This is a genomic window from Streptomyces sp. NPDC087440 (assembly GCF_044744005.1).
Classification (GTDB): Bacteria; Actinomycetota; Actinomycetes; order Streptomycetales; family Streptomycetaceae; genus Streptomyces.
The window spans coordinates 680,230-697,665 of record NZ_JBIUXN010000002.1 but is presented as its reverse complement, the minus strand read 5'-3'; the positions used below and the strand labels follow the sequence as shown (position 1 = coordinate 697,665).

At 71.7% G+C, this 17,436-nt stretch carries 11 protein-coding genes; 6 read left to right on the top strand and 5 right to left on the bottom strand.

Features of this window, described 5'->3' with window-relative positions:
- Window positions 1-100 precede the first annotated feature (100 nt).
- Both ACIO3O_RS07925 and ACIO3O_RS07920 read left to right on the top strand, forming a co-directional pair.
- On the top strand, window positions 101-1,060 hold the full coding sequence (locus tag ACIO3O_RS07925; RefSeq protein ID WP_401743242.1) for a pirin family protein: 960 nt from the start codon (window positions 101-103) through the stop codon (window positions 1,058-1,060).
- 230 nt (window positions 1,061-1,290) lie between these two features.
- Window positions 1,291-2,388: an AI-2E family transporter gene (locus ACIO3O_RS07920; protein WP_401743240.1), complete on the top strand. Its 1,098-nt coding sequence runs from the start codon at window positions 1,291-1,293 to the stop codon at window positions 2,386-2,388.
- Here ACIO3O_RS07920 and ACIO3O_RS07915 read toward each other — a convergent pair.
- A complete protein-coding gene (locus ACIO3O_RS07915; protein ID WP_401743238.1) occupies window positions 2,349-4,448 on the bottom strand; it encodes a SpoIIE family protein phosphatase in 2,100 nt (699 codons plus the stop codon). The two genes, ACIO3O_RS07920 and ACIO3O_RS07915, sit on opposite strands and share 40 nt — an antisense overlap.
- 290 nt (window positions 4,449-4,738) lie before the next feature.
- Between ACIO3O_RS07915 and aspS the strand changes: the two genes are divergently transcribed.
- The gene (aspS, locus tag ACIO3O_RS07910; protein ID WP_401743235.1) at window positions 4,739-6,511 is read left to right on the top strand and encodes an aspartate--tRNA ligase; all 1,773 of its coding nucleotides are present in this window, start codon (window positions 4,739-4,741) and stop codon (window positions 6,509-6,511) included.
- A gap of 298 nt (window positions 6,512-6,809) precedes the next feature.
- Window positions 6,810-7,592, top strand: a complete 783-nt coding sequence (locus ACIO3O_RS07905; RefSeq protein ID WP_401743233.1) for a L,D-transpeptidase family protein — start codon at window positions 6,810-6,812, stop codon at window positions 7,590-7,592.
- A 72-nt stretch (window positions 7,593-7,664) separates the two neighbouring features.
- Here the strand turns inward: ACIO3O_RS07905 and ACIO3O_RS07900 are convergent, their stop codons facing one another.
- The 3 genes from ACIO3O_RS07900 to ACIO3O_RS07890 all read right to left on the bottom strand — a co-directional run bounded on the left by ACIO3O_RS07900 (window position 7,665) and on the right by ACIO3O_RS07890 (window position 13,487).
- The gene (locus ACIO3O_RS07900; protein ID WP_401743230.1) at window positions 7,665-9,539 is read right to left on the bottom strand and encodes a serine/threonine-protein kinase; all 1,875 of its coding nucleotides are present in this window, start codon (window positions 9,537-9,539) and stop codon (window positions 7,665-7,667) included.
- A 272-nt stretch (window positions 9,540-9,811) separates the two neighbouring features.
- Entirely contained in the window at window positions 9,812-11,422 is a 1,611-nt protein-coding gene (gene metG / locus ACIO3O_RS07895; RefSeq protein WP_401743228.1) for a methionine--tRNA ligase, read from the bottom strand.
- A 79-nt stretch (window positions 11,423-11,501) separates the two neighbouring features.
- Window positions 11,502-13,487, bottom strand: a complete 1,986-nt coding sequence (locus ACIO3O_RS07890) for a VWA domain-containing protein (protein ID WP_401743225.1) — start codon at window positions 13,485-13,487, stop codon at window positions 11,502-11,504.
- Between the two features lie 316 nt (window positions 13,488-13,803).
- Here ACIO3O_RS07890 and ACIO3O_RS07885 point away from each other — a divergent pair, with 316 nt between their 5' ends.
- Window positions 13,804-14,226, top strand: coding sequence for a DUF6344 domain-containing protein (locus ACIO3O_RS07885; RefSeq protein ID WP_401743224.1), 423 nt, complete (start codon window positions 13,804-13,806; stop codon window positions 14,224-14,226).
- Window positions 14,227-14,286: 60 nt separating this feature from the next.
- Here ACIO3O_RS07885 and ACIO3O_RS07880 read toward each other — a convergent pair whose 3' ends face one another.
- Window positions 14,287-15,054 (bottom strand): TetR/AcrR family transcriptional regulator C-terminal domain-containing protein, encoded by a 768-nt coding sequence (locus tag ACIO3O_RS07880; RefSeq protein ID WP_401743222.1) that lies wholly within the window; start codon window positions 15,052-15,054, stop codon window positions 14,287-14,289.
- Window positions 15,055-15,270: 216 nt separating this feature from the next.
- Here ACIO3O_RS07880 and ACIO3O_RS07875 point away from each other — a divergent pair, with 216 nt between their 5' ends.
- Window positions 15,271-16,833, top strand: coding sequence for an MFS transporter (locus tag ACIO3O_RS07875; protein ID WP_401743219.1), 1,563 nt, complete (start codon window positions 15,271-15,273; stop codon window positions 16,831-16,833).
- Window positions 16,834-17,436: the final 603 nt, after the last annotated feature.

Below are 17,436 nucleotides of genomic sequence, written 5' to 3'. Positions count from 1 at the left end.
CGCTCCCCCCGCCGGGGCCCGCCCGGGAACACGCACGCCTTGCGAGATGTTCACCATTCAACTAACTTGAAATCGGAACATCCCGCGAGGAGGGTCTCTGATGCCCGCAGTAACTGTCGAAAACCCGCTCACCCTGCCGAAGGTCGTCGCCCCGGCGGACGCCGTGGCGCGTCCCGTGCTCGGTGTGGTCGACGCGATCAGCGGCTTCGAGGGGGAGGGCTTCCCGGTGCGCCGCGCGTTCGCCGGGATCAAGTACGACTACCTCGACCCGTTCATCATGATGGACCAGATGGGCGAGGTGGAGTACGCGCCGGGCGAGCCCAAGGGCACCCCCTGGCACCCGCACCGCGGCTTCGAGACGGTCACGTACCTGATCGACGGCGTGATGGACCACCAGGACACCAACGGCGGCGGCGGAACCATCAAGAACGGCGACACCCAGTGGATGACCGCCGGGGCCGGCCTGCTGCACATCGAGGCCCCGCCGGAGTCCCTGGTCATGTCCGGCGGCCTCTTCCACGGCCTCCAGCTGTGGGTGAACCTGCCGGCCGCGGACAAGATGATGCGCCCGCGCTACCAGGACATCCGCGGCGGTGAGGTCCAGCTTCTGACGTCGCCCGACGGCGGTGCGCTGCTGCGCGTCATCGCGGGTGAGATGGACGGGCACGAGGGGCCCGGCGTCACGCACACCCCGATCGTCATGATCCACGCGACGCTCCGGCCCGGCGCCGAGATCACCCTCCCCTGGCGGGAGGACTTCAACGGTCTCGCGTACGTCATGGCCGGGCGCGGCAGTGTGGGCGCGGACCGGCGTCCGGTGCACCTGGGGCAGACGGCGGTCTTCGGCGAGGGCGGCTCGCTGACGGTCCGGGCGGACGAGAAGCAGGACGGGCACACGCCGGACCTGGAGGTCGTGCTGCTCGGCGGACGGCCGATCCGGGAGCCGATGGCGCACTACGGGCCGTTCGTGATGAACAGCCAGGCCGAGCTGAAGCAGGCGTTCGAGGACTTCCAGGCGGGGCGGCTCGGGAAGGTTCCGGCGGTTCACGGGATGGAGTAGTTCCGGTGCGGTGGGGGTGGTGGTTGCGGTTCGGGCCGGGGGCGCTGCCCCCGGACCCCCGGATGGGCCCCTGACCCGCCCCTTCCCTAAAGCGCTCGCCGCGCGGCTTTGTGGGTGGCTGGGCGCGCAGTTCCCCGCGCCCCTGAGGGGCGCGGGGATTGCTGACGCTCCGTCATTCGTCCGGCCCTTGTGGAGGGGCGCAGGGCTGTGGGCCGTGTTCAGGTGGCCCCATGCAGCCGACCCGAGCCCTTCTGCCCGAGCCAGCCCGTCGCATCGGCGCCTGGTGCGTCGTCGCGTTGCTCGTCACCGGGGTCGTGGCGGTGGCGATCTGGCTGTGCGTCACCTTCAAGACGGCCGTGACGCCCGTGCTGCTCGCGCTCCTCGGGACGGCGCTGCTGGGCCCGCTGTACCGGCGGCTCATCAAGATGAAGGTCAACAAGTCCCTTGCGGCCGGGCTGACCTGTGCGGCGGTCGTCGCCGTCGTCGGCGGGGCGTCCTGGATCGTCGTCAACGCGCTCATCGACAGCGGCGAGCAGATCGTCTCGTCCGTGGAGCGGGCCGCCACCGACCTGGTGGAGCGGTTCGGCGGCAAGGGAACCAGCCTCGGCGACCTCGGGGACAAGGCACAGGACCTGCTGGGCAAGTTCGGCGGGACGGCCGCCTCCGGGGTGCTGGCCGGGCTGGGCATCGTCGGCGAGATCATCGCGACCGCCGTGCTCGCGATGCTGCTCATCTTCTTCTTCCTGCGGGACTCCGACCGTGCCATGGCCTCACTGCGCGGCTTCGTGCCCCAGAAGTCGGCCGACACCGCGGAGGCGATGGCACGACGCGCCTTCGAGGCGGTCGAGGGGTTCATGCGCGGGACGACGTTCATCGCGCTGATCGACGCCGTCTGCATCACCGTCGGGCTGCTCATCCTGCGCGTCCCGGGCGCGGTGGGGCTGGGCGCGCTGGTCTTCGTCGGCGCGTACATCCCGTATCTCGGCGCCTTCATCTCCGGCGCGGTCGCCATCCTCGTCGCACTCGCCGACCGGGGCGTGGTCATCGCGCTGTGGGCGCTCGGGGTGGTGCTGGCCGTGCAGGTGCTGGAGGGGCACATCCTCCAGCCGATGATCCAGAGCCGGACCGTGCAGATGCACCCGGCGGTGGTCATGCTGGCCATCACCGCCGGGGCGTCCGTCGCCGGGATCATCGGGATGCTGCTCGCGGTGCCGCTGACGGCCGCCGCGTTCGGCGTCTTCTCCGAGATCCGCAAGAGCTTCGGGCAGGGCCAGCGGCCCTCGAACGGTCAGAAGTCCTCGTACGAAGCGGGCGGCGCGTCCTCGTAGAGCTCGAACCAGATCGACTTGCCTTGACCGCGCGGGTCCACGCCCCACTTGTGCGCCAGCATCTCCATCAGCAGCAGCCCGCGCCCCGAGGACGCCATCTCGCCGGGCCGCCGCTTGTGCGGCAGCTCGTCGCTGACGTCCGTCACCTCCACGTGCAGCGTCCGCGAGCCGACCGGGCCGGTGGCGCGTGCGGTCAGCAGGGCGTCGCCGTCGGTGTGCACCAGGACGTTGGTGACCATCTCGGAGACCATCAGCACCGCCGAGTCCACCTGGTCCTCGTCCGCCCAGTCGTGCAGCAGCTCCCGCAGCTGGCGGCGGGTGCCCGCGATGCGCTCGGGCTCGGCCTGCGCGACGGTCATCGCCGTGGACCGCACGGCCGAGGGCTTGTCGGTGCGGGCCGCCTCCCGGCTCAGCAGGAGGACGGCGATGTCGTCCTCGCGCCGGTCGGACAGGGGCCCGGTGGTGTGGTGCGAGGGGGGTCCGTGGACGGCCTGCACGAGGTCGTCGGCGAGGCGCTCCAGGTCCAGTTCGGTGTGGCTCTCCAGGATCGTGCGGATGCGGGACCAGCCGGAGTCGAGGTCGTGGCCGCCCGTCTCGATCAGCCCGTCGGTGCACACCATCAGCGTCTCGCCGGGCTCCAGGGCGAGCCGGGTGGTCGGGTAGTCGGTGTCGGCGTCGATGCCCAGCGGCAGGCCGCCCGCCGTCGTGCGGACGAGTACGGTCCCGTCCGGCATCCGCACGGCGGGCTCCGGGTGACCGGCCCTGGCCAGCTCGACCGTGCCGTCGGCCGGGTCGACCTCCAGGTAGAGGCAGGTCGCGAAGCGCGGCGAGGAGTGGTCGTCGGGGGCGTAGGTGTCGGTGATGCCGTGCAGGAAGCGGGAGGCGCGGGAGAGCACGCCGTCGGGGCGGTGGCCCTCGGAGGCGTACGCGCGCAGGGCGATCCGCAGCTGGCCCATCAGCCCGGCCGCCCGCACGTCGTGCCCCTGGACGTCGCCGATGACCAGCGCGAACCGGCCGCTGGGCAGCGGAATCATGTCGTACCAGTCGCCGCCGACCTGGAGGCCGCCGCCGGTCGGGACGTAGCGTGCCGCCACCTTCATGCCGGGGATGTCCGGGCCGAGCGTCGGCATCATCGAGCGCTGGAGGCCCTCCGAGAGCTCCCGCTCCGACTCCTCCACCCCGGCTCTGGCCAGCGCCTGCGCCAGCATCCGCGCGACCGTCGTCAGGACGGACCGTTCGTCGGGCGTGAAGGCCACCGGGTGCGCGAACCCGGCCATCCACGCGCCCATCGTCCGCCCGGCCACCACCAGCGGCACGAACGCCCAGGACCGCCGCCCGAAGCCCTCCGCGAGCGGCCAGGTCGCCGGGAAGCGGGTCCGGTACTCCTCCGGGGTGGGCAGGTAGATGGCGCGTCCGGTCCGTACGACCTCGGCCGCCGGGTAGTCCGTCTCCAGCGGCATGTCCCGGAACGGGTCCTCGTCGCCGGGCTTGTGCCCGTGGTGCCCGATCGTGGTGAGCCGGTCGCCGGCGACGCCGAACACCGCGAGGCCGTCCGGCGAGAACCCCGGCATGGACAGGGAGGCGGCGACCCGCAGCACCTCCGCCGTGGAGCGGGCCTCGGCCAGCGCCCGGCCCGCATCCAGCAGGAACGCCTCCCGCGAGCGCCGCCAGTCGCCGGTCACGGGAGTGCGGGCGGCGGTGCCGGGGGCGGTCTCGGCGACCTCCTGGATGGTGCCGATGAGCTGGTAGCCGGTGCCTGCGCCGAAGGGCTTGGAGCGGCTCCGTACGGTACGCAGCACCTGGCGGCCGTCCTCGGACATCACCCGCAGCCGGGCCTCCGCGACGGTGCCCTCGGTGACGGCGAGCTGCACGATGCCCTGTATCTCGTTCCAGTCCACCGGGTGGAAGCGGGCGCGGGCCGCGGACTCGGTGAGCTGCACTTCTTCGGCAGGCAGGCCCATGAGACGTGCCGCTTCGGCGTCGAAGGTGACGGTCCCCGACGCGTTGTTCCATCGCCACAGGCCCGTGTCGATCGCGGCCAGCACGTCCTCGGTGCGCATGGGGCCATCCTTCCAGGTCGTACGGAACCCGGCTGCCCGGGGCGGATGCCCGGTACGGAGGGGGACGTTTCACGTGAAACATGGGCTGCCCGAGAGGACCCGGCCGGGGGTCCGGGGGTTGTCCCCCGGGAAGGCACAGCACGTGAAACATGGGTTGCTGTTTCACGTGAAACATGGGCTGGGGCGGAGCCAGAGCGGGACCGGAAAAGGGGATGCGCCGGGCCGGTAACCTTGATGCGAGTTGATTCCCGCCTGTCTCGCGAAGAATCTCGCGAAGAATTGGATGAACGATGCAGCATCGGTACAGGTCCCACACGTGCGGCGAGCTCCGCGCCTCCGACGTCGGCGCCGACGTCCGGCTGAGCGGCTGGCTGCACAACCGTCGCGACCTGGGCGGCATCCTCTTCATCGATCTGCGTGACCACTACGGTCTGGTCCAGCTCGTCGCCCGTCCCGGCACCCCCGCCAACGACGCCCTGGCGAAGCTGACCAAGGAGACCGTCGTCCGCATCGACGGCAAGGTCTCCGCCCGTGGCGCGGACAACGTCAACCCGGAGCTGCCCACCGGCGAGATCGAGATCGAGGTCGGCGAGGTCGAGGTGCTCGGCGCCGCCGCCCCGCTGCCCTTCACGATCAACGCCGAGGACGGTGTGAACGAGGAGCGCCGCCTGGAGTACCGCTTCCTCGACCTGCGCCGCGAGCGCATGCACCGCAACATCATGCTGCGCTCCTCCGTCATCGCCTCCATCCGCTCCAAGATGGTCGCGCTGGGCTTCAACGAGATGGCGACCCCGATCCTCACCGCGACCTCCCCCGAGGGCGCCCGTGACTTCGTCGTGCCGTCCCGTCTGAACCCGGGCAAGTTCTACGCGCTGCCGCAGGCCCCGCAGCAGTTCAAGCAGCTGCTGATGATCTCGGGCTTCGACCGGTACTTCCAGATCGCGCCGTGCTTCCGCGACGAGGACGCCCGCGCCGACCGTTCGCCGGGCGAGTTCTACCAGCTCGACGTCGAGATGAGCTTCGTCGAGCAGGAAGACGTCTTCCAGCCGATCGAGAAGCTGATGACCGAGCTCTTCACCGAGTTCGGCAACGGCCGCGAGGTCACCTCTCCCTTCCCGCGCATCCCGTTCCGCGAGTCGATGCTGAAGTACGGCAACGACAAGCCGGACCTGCGCGCCAAGCTGGAGCTGGTGGACGTCACCGACGTCTTCGCCGAGTCCGGCTTCAAGGCCTTCGCGGGCAAGCACGTCCGCGCGCTGCCCGTCCCGGACACCGCCGGTCAGTCCCGCAAGTTCTTCGACGGCCTGGGCGACTACGCGGTCGAGCAGGGCGCGAAGGGCCTGGCCTGGGTCCGCGTCGGCGAGGACGGCCAGCTGGCCGGTCCGATCGCGAAGTTCCTCACCGAGGACGACGTCAAGGCGCTCACCGACCGCCTGGGCCTGGTCCCCGGCCACGCGATCTTCTTCGGCGCGGGCGAGTTCGACGAGGTCTCCAAGATCATGTCGGCGGTGCGCGTCGAGGCCGCCAAGCGTGCGGGCCACTTCGAGGAGAACGTCTTCCGGTTCTGCTGGATCGTCGACTTCCCGATGTACGAGAAGGACGAGGAGACCGGCAGGATCGACTTCTCGCACAACCCCTTCTCGATGCCCCAGGGCGGCATGAAGGACCTGGAGGAGAAGGACCCGCTGGACATCCTGGCCTTCCAGTACGACATCGTCTGCAACGGCATCGAGCTGTCGTCCGGCGCGATCCGCAACCACGAGCCCGAGCTGATGCTCAAGGCCTTCGAGATCGCGGGTTACGAGGCCGAGACCGTCGAGCGCGAGTTCGCGGGCATGCTGCGCGCCTTCCGCCTGGGCGCCCCGCCGCACGGCGGCATCGCCCCGGGCGTCGACCGCATCGTGATGCTGCTGGCCGACGAGCCGAACATCCGCGAGACGATCGCCTTCCCGCTGAACGGCAACGCCCAGGACCTCATGATGGGCGCCCCGACCGTCCTGGAGGAGACCCGCCTGCGCGAGCTGAACATCCAGCTGCGGAAGCCGGTCGAGAAGCAGCAGTGAAGCAGTAGGGAAGCAGCGGCGAAGCGGTAGTCACGCAGCGGTGACGTAGTACCGCCGCACGCGGCACGAAGGGCCCGGGAACCGAACGGTTCCCGGGCCCTTCTTCCTGTCCGGAGACAAAACGGACGGAACCGCACTGTGCGGGCATGCGGCGCGTCCGGTCCGCACGGAGATCCGTAGGCCCCGCAGGGGATCACTTGCGGAAAATCGGGCACCCCGAGAACGACCAGGACGCCACCCGCACCACTCAGGACCCGTCCGGCACCGGAAACAGGACAGCGAAGAAGGGCACGACGAAGTGAAGACTCGCGTACGGAACGGAGTGTGCGCGGCGACCGCCCTGGCGCTGTTCCCCGTACTCACCGCCTGCGGGCAGGACGCGCAGCCACAGGCCGGGCGGGAGGCCGCCCCGCTGCACGACACCGCGCCCGGGGCCGGTTCCGCGGGCAAGTCGGCGCCGACCCCGCAGAGTGCGCGCACCGACGCCGCGCCCACCGCCGAGCTGCCGGGCCTCGGCCCCCGTACGCGTGCCGAGGTGGGGCCCGACACCCGGCAGGCGCTCGTCGTCACCGGCCGGGACCGGAACTCCAGCGACGCCGAGGCGGTCCTGTACGAGAAGGGGGCGGAGGGCTGGAAGGCGGGGGCGACCTGGACCGCGCAGAACGCGCGACGCGGCTGGACCGACCACCACGTCCAGGGCGACCTGCGCTCCCCCATCGGCGTCTACGGCCTCACCGACGCGGGCGGCCTGCTGGCGGACCCGGGCAGCAAGCTCCCGTACGACCGCGACCAGGGCTTCACGATCGACCGCACCGACGACACCGGCCAGTCCCTGCGGGGCTCCTTCGACTACGTCGTGGCGATCAACTACAACCGCGACGCCGGCCGCAGCCCGCTCGACTGGGGCCGCCCGCTGGGCCCGAAGCGGGGCGGCGGGATATGGCTGCACGTCGAGCACACGACCCCGACGCAGGGCTGTGTCGCCCTCAAGCGCGAGGTGATGCGGGAACTGCTGCGCACCCTGGACCCGGCGAAGAAGCCGGTGGTGGTGATGGGGCCGAAGGCGGATCTGGCGAAGTGAGCGCCACCAGGGCAGGCACGTGAGCGCCACCCGGCAGGCACGTGAGCGGCTAGCCGGGCAAGCATGTGAGCGCTAGCCGGGCAGCCGCCACAGCTGGTTCTTGTTGCCCGGCGTGCACGGGTCGACGGCGAGCTGGCGGCCCGCGCCGACATCGGTGATGCAGCCGTCGCCGACGTAGTAGTTGATCTGGACGGCACCACCGGCCGCCGGGGTGGTCTTCCAGCCGGTGACGTACCCGGAGTAGCCGGTCGCCGGGGCGAGCACGACGCCCGTCTTCTCGTTGTACGCGGGGGCCTGCTTGAGGCCCAGGGCGCCGCCCGCCAGGGTGCAGGCGTGGAACTCGGTGAACTGGTTGCCGCCCGCCACCCACCCGAACCGGGTGTTGCCGCCGGAGACGACGGTGCCGCCGCTGCCCGTGGTGTCGGTCCCGGCGAGGCCCATCTTCCGGCCGCTGCCGACGTTGGTGATCGCACCCCAGCCGTCGCCGCCGCAGTTCTCGGGCTTGCCGGGGTCGGCGGGCGGGGGCTTGGGGCCGCTGCCGGAGCCCGCCCCCGTGCCGCTGCCGGAGCCCTTGCCGGGGTCGGTGTCCGTGCCGTCGTCCTTCGCTCCCGTGCCGCCTGCTCCGCCCGGCTTGCCCTTGTCGCCGCCGGTCGCGGCGGCATCGCCCTTGGCCTGGTCGCCGCCCTTCGCGGGCTTGTCGGCTCCGGGTTTGCCGGTGGCGGACGGGGTGGCACCGGGAGTGGCGGGAGGCTGGGCGCCGGGGGTCTGGCCCGCCGGTACGGAGGCGGACGGGCGGGGTGCCGCGCTCTGGTCCTGGTCCCGGGCGTCCGGCGTCAGCACGATGGTGAGCACGGTGGCCGCCGAGACGACGACGGGCACGACGACCACCACCGGCCGGGGCAGCCGCTTCCACCAGGGCTGCGGTACGGGCACGGCGGCGGTCGGCCCGGACACGAGGACGGGAGCGGGGGCAGGTACGGGACCAGGTACGGCGGCAGGCACCGGGGCAGGAGCAGGCACGGGCGGCGCGGCAGGTCGTACCGCAGGAACCTCGGGCGGCCTGGGAACCACGCCCCCCTCCCCCGCCGAACCCGCCGAATCCGGCGACCCCGCCGCCCCCACCGCAGCCCGCGCCGCCGCCGCCATCACCGCAGCGTCCGCGTACCGCTCCTCCGGTGCCTTCGCGAGCGCCCGCGCGACGAAGCTCCGTACCGCGGGCGGGAAGGAGTCCGGCAGCGAGGGCGCGGGCTCCCGGATGTGCTTGAGGACGATCTCCAGCACCGTGTCCCCGTTGAACGGCGGCTCACCGGTGAGCAGTTCGTACGTGACCACGCCCAGCGAGTAGAGGTCGGAGGCCGGGAGGACCGCGACGCCCTCCGCCTGTTCCGGCGCGATGTACAGGGCCGTGCCCAGCACCGAGTGCGAGGCGGTGAGCCGGGAGGCGGCCTTGCTGTGCGCGATGCCGAAGTCGGTGACGGTGATGCGGCCGTCCCCGCCCAGCATGAGGTTGGAGGGCTTGAGGTCGCGGTGCACGATGCCGCCCCGGTGCGCGGTGTGCAGCGCGTCCAGGGCCTGTGCGACCAGGCCGAGCGCCCGCCCGGCGGGCATCGGCCCGTCGTCCTCGCGGACCTCGTCCAGCGGCCGCCCGTCGACCAGCTCCATCACGATGTACGCGATCCGGTCGCCGCCCTCGTCGGCGGCGTCCTGCTCGCCGTAGTCGTGGACGTCGACGATCCCGGGGTGCGCCAGCGAGGCCAGCACCTTCGCCTCGCGCCGGAAGCGGGCCGCGAACTGGGGGTCCTCCAGCAGCTTCGGCAGCAGGATCTTGACGGCGACGTCGCGCTCCAGCACGCCGTCCTCGGCCCGCCAGACCTCGCCCATCGCGCCGCCGCCGATGCGCTCGCCCAGCGTGTACCGGCCGCCGAGCACGGTCCCCCGACCCCACATGTGCGCTTCCCCCACGGTGTTCGTCCCAGTCGCCGCCGCTCGGCCCGAGGCAGTCTGCCAGACGCGCCAAGTCCCGTCCGGGGAGGCCCACTTGAGGGCGCCCGACATGTCCGTACGTACGACGAAGGGCCCGGGATCGTCACGACCCCGGGCCCCTCACACCGTACGAAACGCCGTACGAAACGCCGTACGAAACGCCGTACGAAACGCCGTACGAAACGCCGTACGAAACGCCGTACGAAACGCCGTACGAAACGCCGTACGAACAACGCCTACGCGGCGGGCTTCTCCTCCAGGCGCGGGAAGAGGACCGCGCCCTTCGTCACCGTCGCGCCGGCCGGCAGCTGACCCCAGTTGCCCGCGTCCTGGACCTTCTGGTCGGCGAGCGCACCGAGGCCGGCCGCCTCCGCGCCGAGGGAGTCCCACAGCTTCTGGGAGGTCTCCGGCATGACCGAATTCAGCAGGACGGCCATGGCGCGCAGGGACTCGGCGGAGGTGTAGAGGATGGTCGCGAGACGCGCCCGGCCCTCCTCCGAGTCGTCCTTGGCGACCTTCCACGGCTCCTGCTCCGTGATGTAGCCGTTGACCTGCTTCACGAAGTCGAAGATCGCCAGGATGCCGCCCTGGAAGTCCTGCTCCTCGCCGATCAGCCGGTCGGCGTCGGCGACGGCCTTCGCGAGGCCCTCCTGCACGGCCTTCTCGGCGTCGCCTGAGGCGTCACCGGAGGGCAGGGCTCCACCGAAGTACTTGCCGACCATGGCGGCCACGCGGGAGGCGAGGTTGCCGTAGTCGTTGGCCAGCTCGGAGGTGTAGCGGGCGGTGAAGTCCTCCCACGAGAACGAACCGTCGCTGCCGAAGGTGATCGCGCGCAGGAAGTACCAGCGGTAGGCGTCCACGCCGAAGTGCGAGGTCAGGTCCTGCGGCTTGATGCCGGTCAGGTTGGACTTCGACATCTTCTCGCCGCCGACCATCAGCCAGCCGTTCGCAACGACCTTGCCGGGGACCGGGAGGCCCTGCGCCATCAGCATCGCGGGCCAGATCACCGCGTGGAAGCGCAGGATGTCCTTGCCGACCAGGTGGACGTTCGCGGGGAAGGTCTCCTCGAACTTCTCCTGGTTGGCGCCGTAGCCGACCGCCGTCGCGTAGTTGAGCAGCGCGTCGACCCACACGTAGATGACGTGCTTGTCGTCCCAGGGGATCGGGATGCCCCAGTCGAAGGTCGAGCGGGAGATGGAGAGGTCCTGGAGGCCCTGCTTGACGAAGTTCACGACCTCGTTGCGGGCGGACTCCGGCTGGATGAAGTCCGGGTTGGCCTCGTAGAACTCCAGCAGCTTCGGGCCGTACGCGCTCAGCTTGAAGAAGTAGTTCTCCTCCTTGAGGATCTCCACCGGCTTCTTGTGGACGGGACAGAGCTTGGTGCCGTCCTCGGCCTCGATGAGGTCGCCGGGGAGCTTGTACTCCTCGCAGCCCACGCAGTACGGGCCCTCGTAGCCGCCCTTGTAGATCTCGTCCTTGTCGAAGAGATCCTGGACGAACTCCTGCACACGGTCCGTGTGACGCTTCTCCGTGGTGCGGATGAAGTCGTCGTTGGCGATGTTCAGGTGCTCCCAGAGAGGCTTCCAGGCTTCGGTGACGAGCTTGTCGCACCACTCCTGGGGGGAGACGCCGTTCGCCTCGGCCGTGCGCATGATCTTCTGACCGTGCTCGTCCGTGCCGGTGAGGTACCACACCTTCTCGCCGCGCTGACGGTGCCAGCGCGTGAGCACGTCGCCTGCGACGGTCGTGTAGGCGTGGCCCAGGTGAGGAGCGTCGTTGACGTAGTAAATGGGGGTCGTGACGTAGTACGTCGCCGATCCCTGCTTCTCGATTCCAGTGGCCGCCATGCGGAAATCTTAAGTGGTACGGAACGGCGCCCTCACCTGGATATGGGTGAGGGCGCCGGGGGCCTGCGGTTTTACGGGTTCAGCCCTGGAGCCACCGCGCGGAACCGGCGAGTACGCCCTTGAACAGGGCGGCGTCGGTGAGGTCGGCGGGGGCCGGGCCCGCGTGGAAGAACGCGGCGTTCTCGACGTCCAGCTTGCGGAGGTAGTCGAAGCCCTTGGCCTCGGTGTCGCCGAAGGCCACGAACTGCCAGAAGAGGGGCAGCCGGGCGGCCTCGGCGAGGGCGGCGGTGGCGGCGGTCTTGGTCTCCGGGGCGCCGTCCGTCTGGAAGATCACGAGGGCGGGGCCGTCGTAGGTGGCGGAGTGCTTCTCGTAGTGGTCGACGACCTCTTCGATCGCCCGGTGGTAGCTGGTGCGGCCCATGTGGCCGAGGTCGGCGTGCAGGGCGTCGACCTTGCCGTCGATGTCGGCGGGGGTGAGCTCGCCGGTGCCGTCGATGTCGGTGGAGAAGAAGACGACGGGGACGGTGGGGGCGGCCGGGTCCGGGTCGAGGTGGACCGCCAGGGCGAGGGCCTGCTCGCCGAGCTTCTGGGCGCTGCCGTCCTTGTAGTACGGGCGCATGGAGCCGGAGCGGTCGAGGACGAGGTACACCCGGGCCTGGGCGGTCTCCGGGACACCGGCCTTCTGGAGGGCGGTGGCGGCGGCGCGGTGGGGGGCCTTCAGCTTTTTGAGCTGGGTGGGGGTGAGGGCTTCGCGGGGCGCGTGGGGAGGGGTGGGGTCCGGCTCGGCCTCGGGGGCGGGGGCCTCTGCGGCGGGCTCGGGGGTGGACTCCTCGGCGGCGGCGGTGGGCTCGGCCTCGGCGGCGGCGGTGGGCTCGGCCTCGGGGGTGGGGGCCTCGGCGGCAGCGGTGGGCTCGGCCTCGGGGGCGGGGGCCGGGTCGGCCGGGGCAGGGGGTGCGGGTACGGGAGTGGGGGCGTCCGGCGCCGAGCCGGTCCGCCCGTGCCCGCCCTCCCCCAAGCTCTCGGCTTCGCTCGAGCAGGGGGTGCCCCCCTCGCCCCTGGCGGAACCCGCGCCCACGGGCTGGGTGGTGGGGGCGGCGTCGGGCTCGGCGGGAGCGGGGGCTGCGGCCTCGGGCTCGGCCTGGGTGGCGGGGGCCTCGGGCTCGGCGGGGGCTGCGGCGTTGGGCTCGGCATCCGGGGCCTCGGGCTCGGCGGGGGCTGCGGCGTCGGGCTCGGCGTCGGGCTCGGCCTGGGTGGCGGGGGCCTCGGGCTGGGTGGAGGCAGCGGCCTCGGGCTCGGCAACCGGGGCCTCGGGTTCGGCAGCCTCGGGCTCGGCAACTGCGGGCTCGGGCTCGGCCTCGGCGGCGGCCTCGGGTTCGGCGGCGGCCTCCGGTTCCGGTTCGGCTGCGGGCTCGGTGGGAGCGGTTGCCTTGGGGGTGGCGAGGGTGGGGGCGGCTTCCGGGGCGGTGTCGCGGTCGGTTTGGGCGGGGAGGCGGCCCTCGGCGGTGGTGGGGGCGGGGTCCGAGGTGTCCTTCGGGGCGGACTGGGCCGGGAGGGCGGGGGTGGGGTCCGCCTCCGCAGCCTCCGCAGCCTCCGCAGCCTCCGCAGCCTCCGGCTCAACGGCCTCCGGCTCAACGGTCTCCGGCGTGGAGGCGGTGAGGGGCTCCGGGGCTGGTTCCGGAGCGGGCTTCTCGTCCGGTGCGGGCTTCTCGTCCCGTACGGATTCGGCCTCCGGGGCCGGGGTCTCGGCCGGGGCGGGAGCGGTCTGCGGGGTCGAGGGCTCGTCCCGGGCGGGGGTCGGCGGGGTCGCGCGCTTCGGGTTGTCGAAGGCTTCGGCGACCAGGTCGGCGGCCAGGGAGGAAGAGGCGGAGCGCGGGGGTGCCGCAGCCTCGCTCTTCTCGGGGGCGGGAGCCGAACTCCCGTCGCCGGACGGCGTGTTCGCCCCGGCATCGGTCGGCTCCGTGCGCTCGGTCTGGGCCGGGAAGGACGGCGTCGACGCCGTCGAGGTCTCGTCGACCTGATCCGTCCGACCGCCAAACACCTTGCGCAGCAAGCTCCGAATGCCCATGGGCGAGGCCTTTCGAGTGAGTTGGGTGCGTTGTATGTCCGTACTGGAGGGATTGATCCCTGACCAGGGCTGACACGTAAGGTTAGCGGCCGCTTTTGCACGGGTGGAGCAACGGCCGGAGCCCCGACTTCCGGACCCATGATTGCTCCGCATGGGTGGCGTTTGTCCGAAGAACTGCGAATCGGGGTGGCGGTCCGTGCGTTCCTGTGCGTCCTCCGCATCATGAGGAAAGTACGAAAACCGGACATCCCGGAACTCGTACTCGTCACGCCCACGACCAGGCTGACGCACCCTCACGCACTCAAGGAGCCGTGCCATGAAGACGATGTGGACCGCACTGATCAGCGCGATTGTCGCGCTCCTCGCGATGCTGGGCTTCGCCGCCCCGGCGTCCGCCTCCGCCGCCGCCCCCACCGACCGTTCCTCCGACGCCCCGCAGCCGGCCGGTGCCGCCGCTGCCGAGCGGGCGGACACTCCGGCCGAGAGGGCGGCGGTCGAAGCGCCGTCGGCGACCCGCTGGAGGGCGGACGTGCCGACGCGTTCGGTGCCGCCGACCATGAAGCAGCGGATCGGCGCCGAGGCGCACGGCGGCTCCCCTTCGGCCCGCAAGGTCCCGGCCCTGGACGCGCTCGACGGACTGGGCGGCCTGGGCGGACTCCTGCCGGGCGAGGCGTCGGTGAAGGGCGCGTCGCAGGGCGAGAGCAGCGCCGCCGCCAAGGCGTACGTCGCCGCAGCGTGAGGCGCGGTACGTTCCCGGCCCGCCCGGAACACGTACCGCCGCATCCCGCGTGGCCCGTGCCTAGCGGCCGTCGCCGGTCGAGAGAGTGCCGAGCCGGAACTCCAGTCCGTCCAGGACGCGTTGGAGCCCGTAGTCGAACTTCTCGCCCCGGATCTGCTCGGCCGTCCTGCCCCGGTAGTTGTCCTGCCCCTCCCGCAGTCGCGGAAGTTCCTCCGTGGCGGCAGCGGAGACGCCGGTCAGGCTCTCCACCCATTCCTGTTCCGTCAGCCCGCTGCGGGCGATCAACGACAGTTGCGCGGCCTCGCTGGTCGCGTACCCGATGACGTACGAGAAGACCGCGCTCAGAGCGAGATCGGCCTCCTCGGCGGTGAACCCCGCCGTGGCGATGATGTCGGCCAGTCGCTCCGTCATGCGCAGCACGTTAGGCCCCAGGTGGACAAGGCCCACCTGGCCCAGTACCGAAGCCATCCACGGGTGGCGGATGGCCATCGCCCGCACGCTGTACGCGCTGCGGACCGCGGCCTCGCGCCAGCCCAACTCCCCGGTCACAACCGGGACTTCGAGTTCTCCGTAGATCTCGTCCACGACCAGCTCGATGAGCTCGTCCTTGTTGGCGACATGCCGGTAGAGGGATGTCGCGCCGGCGCCCAGGCGGGTGCCGAGCTTTCGCATGCTCAAGGACTCGATGCCGTCGGCGTCCAGCAGCAGTACCGCCTCCGCGACGATCTGCTCCCGGCTGAGCTGCTCGCGCTGCTTGGGGCGCGGGCGCGTCCACACGGATGCGACGGGCTGCGCTGCTGACCTGGTCGTTTTCTCGGGTGCCGGCATGTTCGGGCCCTCCCTCTCTCGAAACGTTTCTCGCAGCGGTCCGTGCTGCTGCCGCGCTTCGTCCTCGGCGATGTCCTCTGCGATGTCCTTTGCGATCCACCGTAGCGCACGCTGTTTGCCTGTTGCGAACACCGTGCGCCGTGCGTACAGTGTTCGCAACAAGGGAACGTCGTACGCAGCACCCTGCAAGGGGGCGCGGGGCAAAGGAGGTTGGACATGGAAACGCTCAAGTCGGCGGCGCAGGAAGCTGGTTCGGAAGGCCCGGTGGTGCGCAACCCGCGACGCTGGATCATCCTGATGGTGCTGTGCCTGGCCACGCTGGTGCTGGTCATCGACAACATGGCGCTCACCGTCGCAGTCCCGTCCCTCACCGAGGACTTGGGGGCGACGCCGCAGAACATCCAGTGGGTGCTGGAGAGTTACATCCTGGTCTTCGCCGGACTGCTCCTCACCTCCGGCAGCCTCTCCGACCGCTTCGGGCGGCGGAAGGTGATGGTGATGGGGCTCGCGCTCTTCGGACTCGCCTCCCTGGCAGGGGCGTTCGCATCCGACCCGGCCCAACTCATCGCCGCACGTACGGTGATGGGGATCGGCGGGGCGCTGATCATGCCGAGTACGTTGTCGATCCTGATGACGGTCTTCGCGGCGGACGAGCTGCGCAAGGCGATGGCGGTGTGGGGCTCGGTCTCGATGCTGGGGCTCATCGGCGGTCCGGTGCTGGGCGGCGCGCTGGTCACGCACTTCTCGTGGGGCGCGGTGTTCCTGATCAACGTGCCGGTGGCGGGCGTGGCGATCCTCGCGGCGCTGTTCCTGATGCCGGAGTCGAAGGGCGCGTGGAAGAAGGCGGACCCGGTGGGGGCGGCGCTGTCGGTCGTCGGCATGGTCGCGCTGATCTGGACCATCAACGAGCTGCCCAAGGGCGGGCTCGGCAACACGGGGACCGTGGTCGCGCTGGTCGTTGCGGTGGTCGGCCTGGCCGCCTTCATCGCCTGGGAGCTGAAGGTCGACGAGCCGATGGTGCCGCTGCGCCTCTTCCGTGACCGCAACTTCGCGGGCGGCAGCCTGTCGCTGACGCTGGTGCAGGTGGGCAACGGCGGGATGCTGCTGGTGGTCACCCAGTACGTGCAGTTCGTGCTCGGCTACTCGCCGACGGAGGCGGGCTCGGCCTTCATCCCGATGGCGGTCGCCGCCCTCGCCTTCAACGGCCTCGGCGCGACGCTCGGCCAGAAGATCGGTAACCGGGCGATGGCGGCGATCGGCCTGCTGGTCCTGGCGGGCGGCTTCGTCCTGCTGGGCACGGTCGACCAGGGCGACGGCTTTGTGATGCTGGCGGCGGCGATGGTGGCGGTGGGTGCGGGTGCGGGGCTGGCGATGCCGGCGGCGATCACGGCCCTGATGGGGGCGATTCCGGCGGAGCACGCGGGGGTCGGGTCGGCGCTGAACGACACCATCCAGCAGGCGGGGGCGGCGCTGGGGGTCGCGGCCCTGGGGTCGATCCTCGCGACGGGGTACGCGGCGGGCATGCCGGAATCGGCTCCTTCGGCGGCGCGGCACTCGATCAGCGAGGCGCTGGCGGTGGGCGACTCCGCCCTGGCGCAGACCGCCCGGGAGGCCTTCACCTCGGGTGTGGGCACGACGTTCCTGCTGAGCGCGGCGGGGGTGCTGGTGGCGGCGGCGGTCGCTTTCCTGATGATGCGGGATCCGAAGGGGGGTGCGCCGGTGAGGGCGGAGTCGGAGTCGGAGTCGGCGGAGCGGGAACTGGTGGGCGCCTCCTCCTGAACCCGGCCGGGCCCCGCCAGGGGCGCGGGACTTTATTGCACGTGCGGCTCCGCCGCGCTGGGCGCCCCGTCAGGGGCGCGGGGAACTGCGCGACCAGCCACGACGCACCCGCACGGGAACCGTGTGCAGCCGCGCGGCGAGCGCTTTAGGGAAAGGGGCGGGTCCGGGGCCTCTTCTGCCTGAGCCGGGCGGGGCCGCATGTCCGGTACGGGGGCGGGCCAGGCCCCTTTGGACGCGCGTCCGGCACAGGTGCTGGGCCGGGGGCGGCACCCGGGTGGGCCGGGAGCGGGAGGGGCCGCCCCCTTGCCCGCCCGTTCCGCCCCCGGGGGGCGGCCCCGCCGCCCAAGGGGGCTAGGGGGTAGGTGGGGAGGGGCGGCCCCGCCGCCCAAGGCGGCTAGGGGGGAGGTGGGGAGGGGCGGCCCCGCCGCCCAAGGCGGCTAGGGGGAAGGTGGGGAGGGACGGCCCCGCCGCCCAAGGGGGCTACGGGGAAGGGTGGGGAAGGGCGGCCCCGTCGCCCAAGGAGGCGGGGCGGCAAGAGGCGGGCCCAAGGGGCTGCGGGGAGCGGTGGGCGGAGCCCAAGAGGGCGAGGGTGGAAGGGACGGA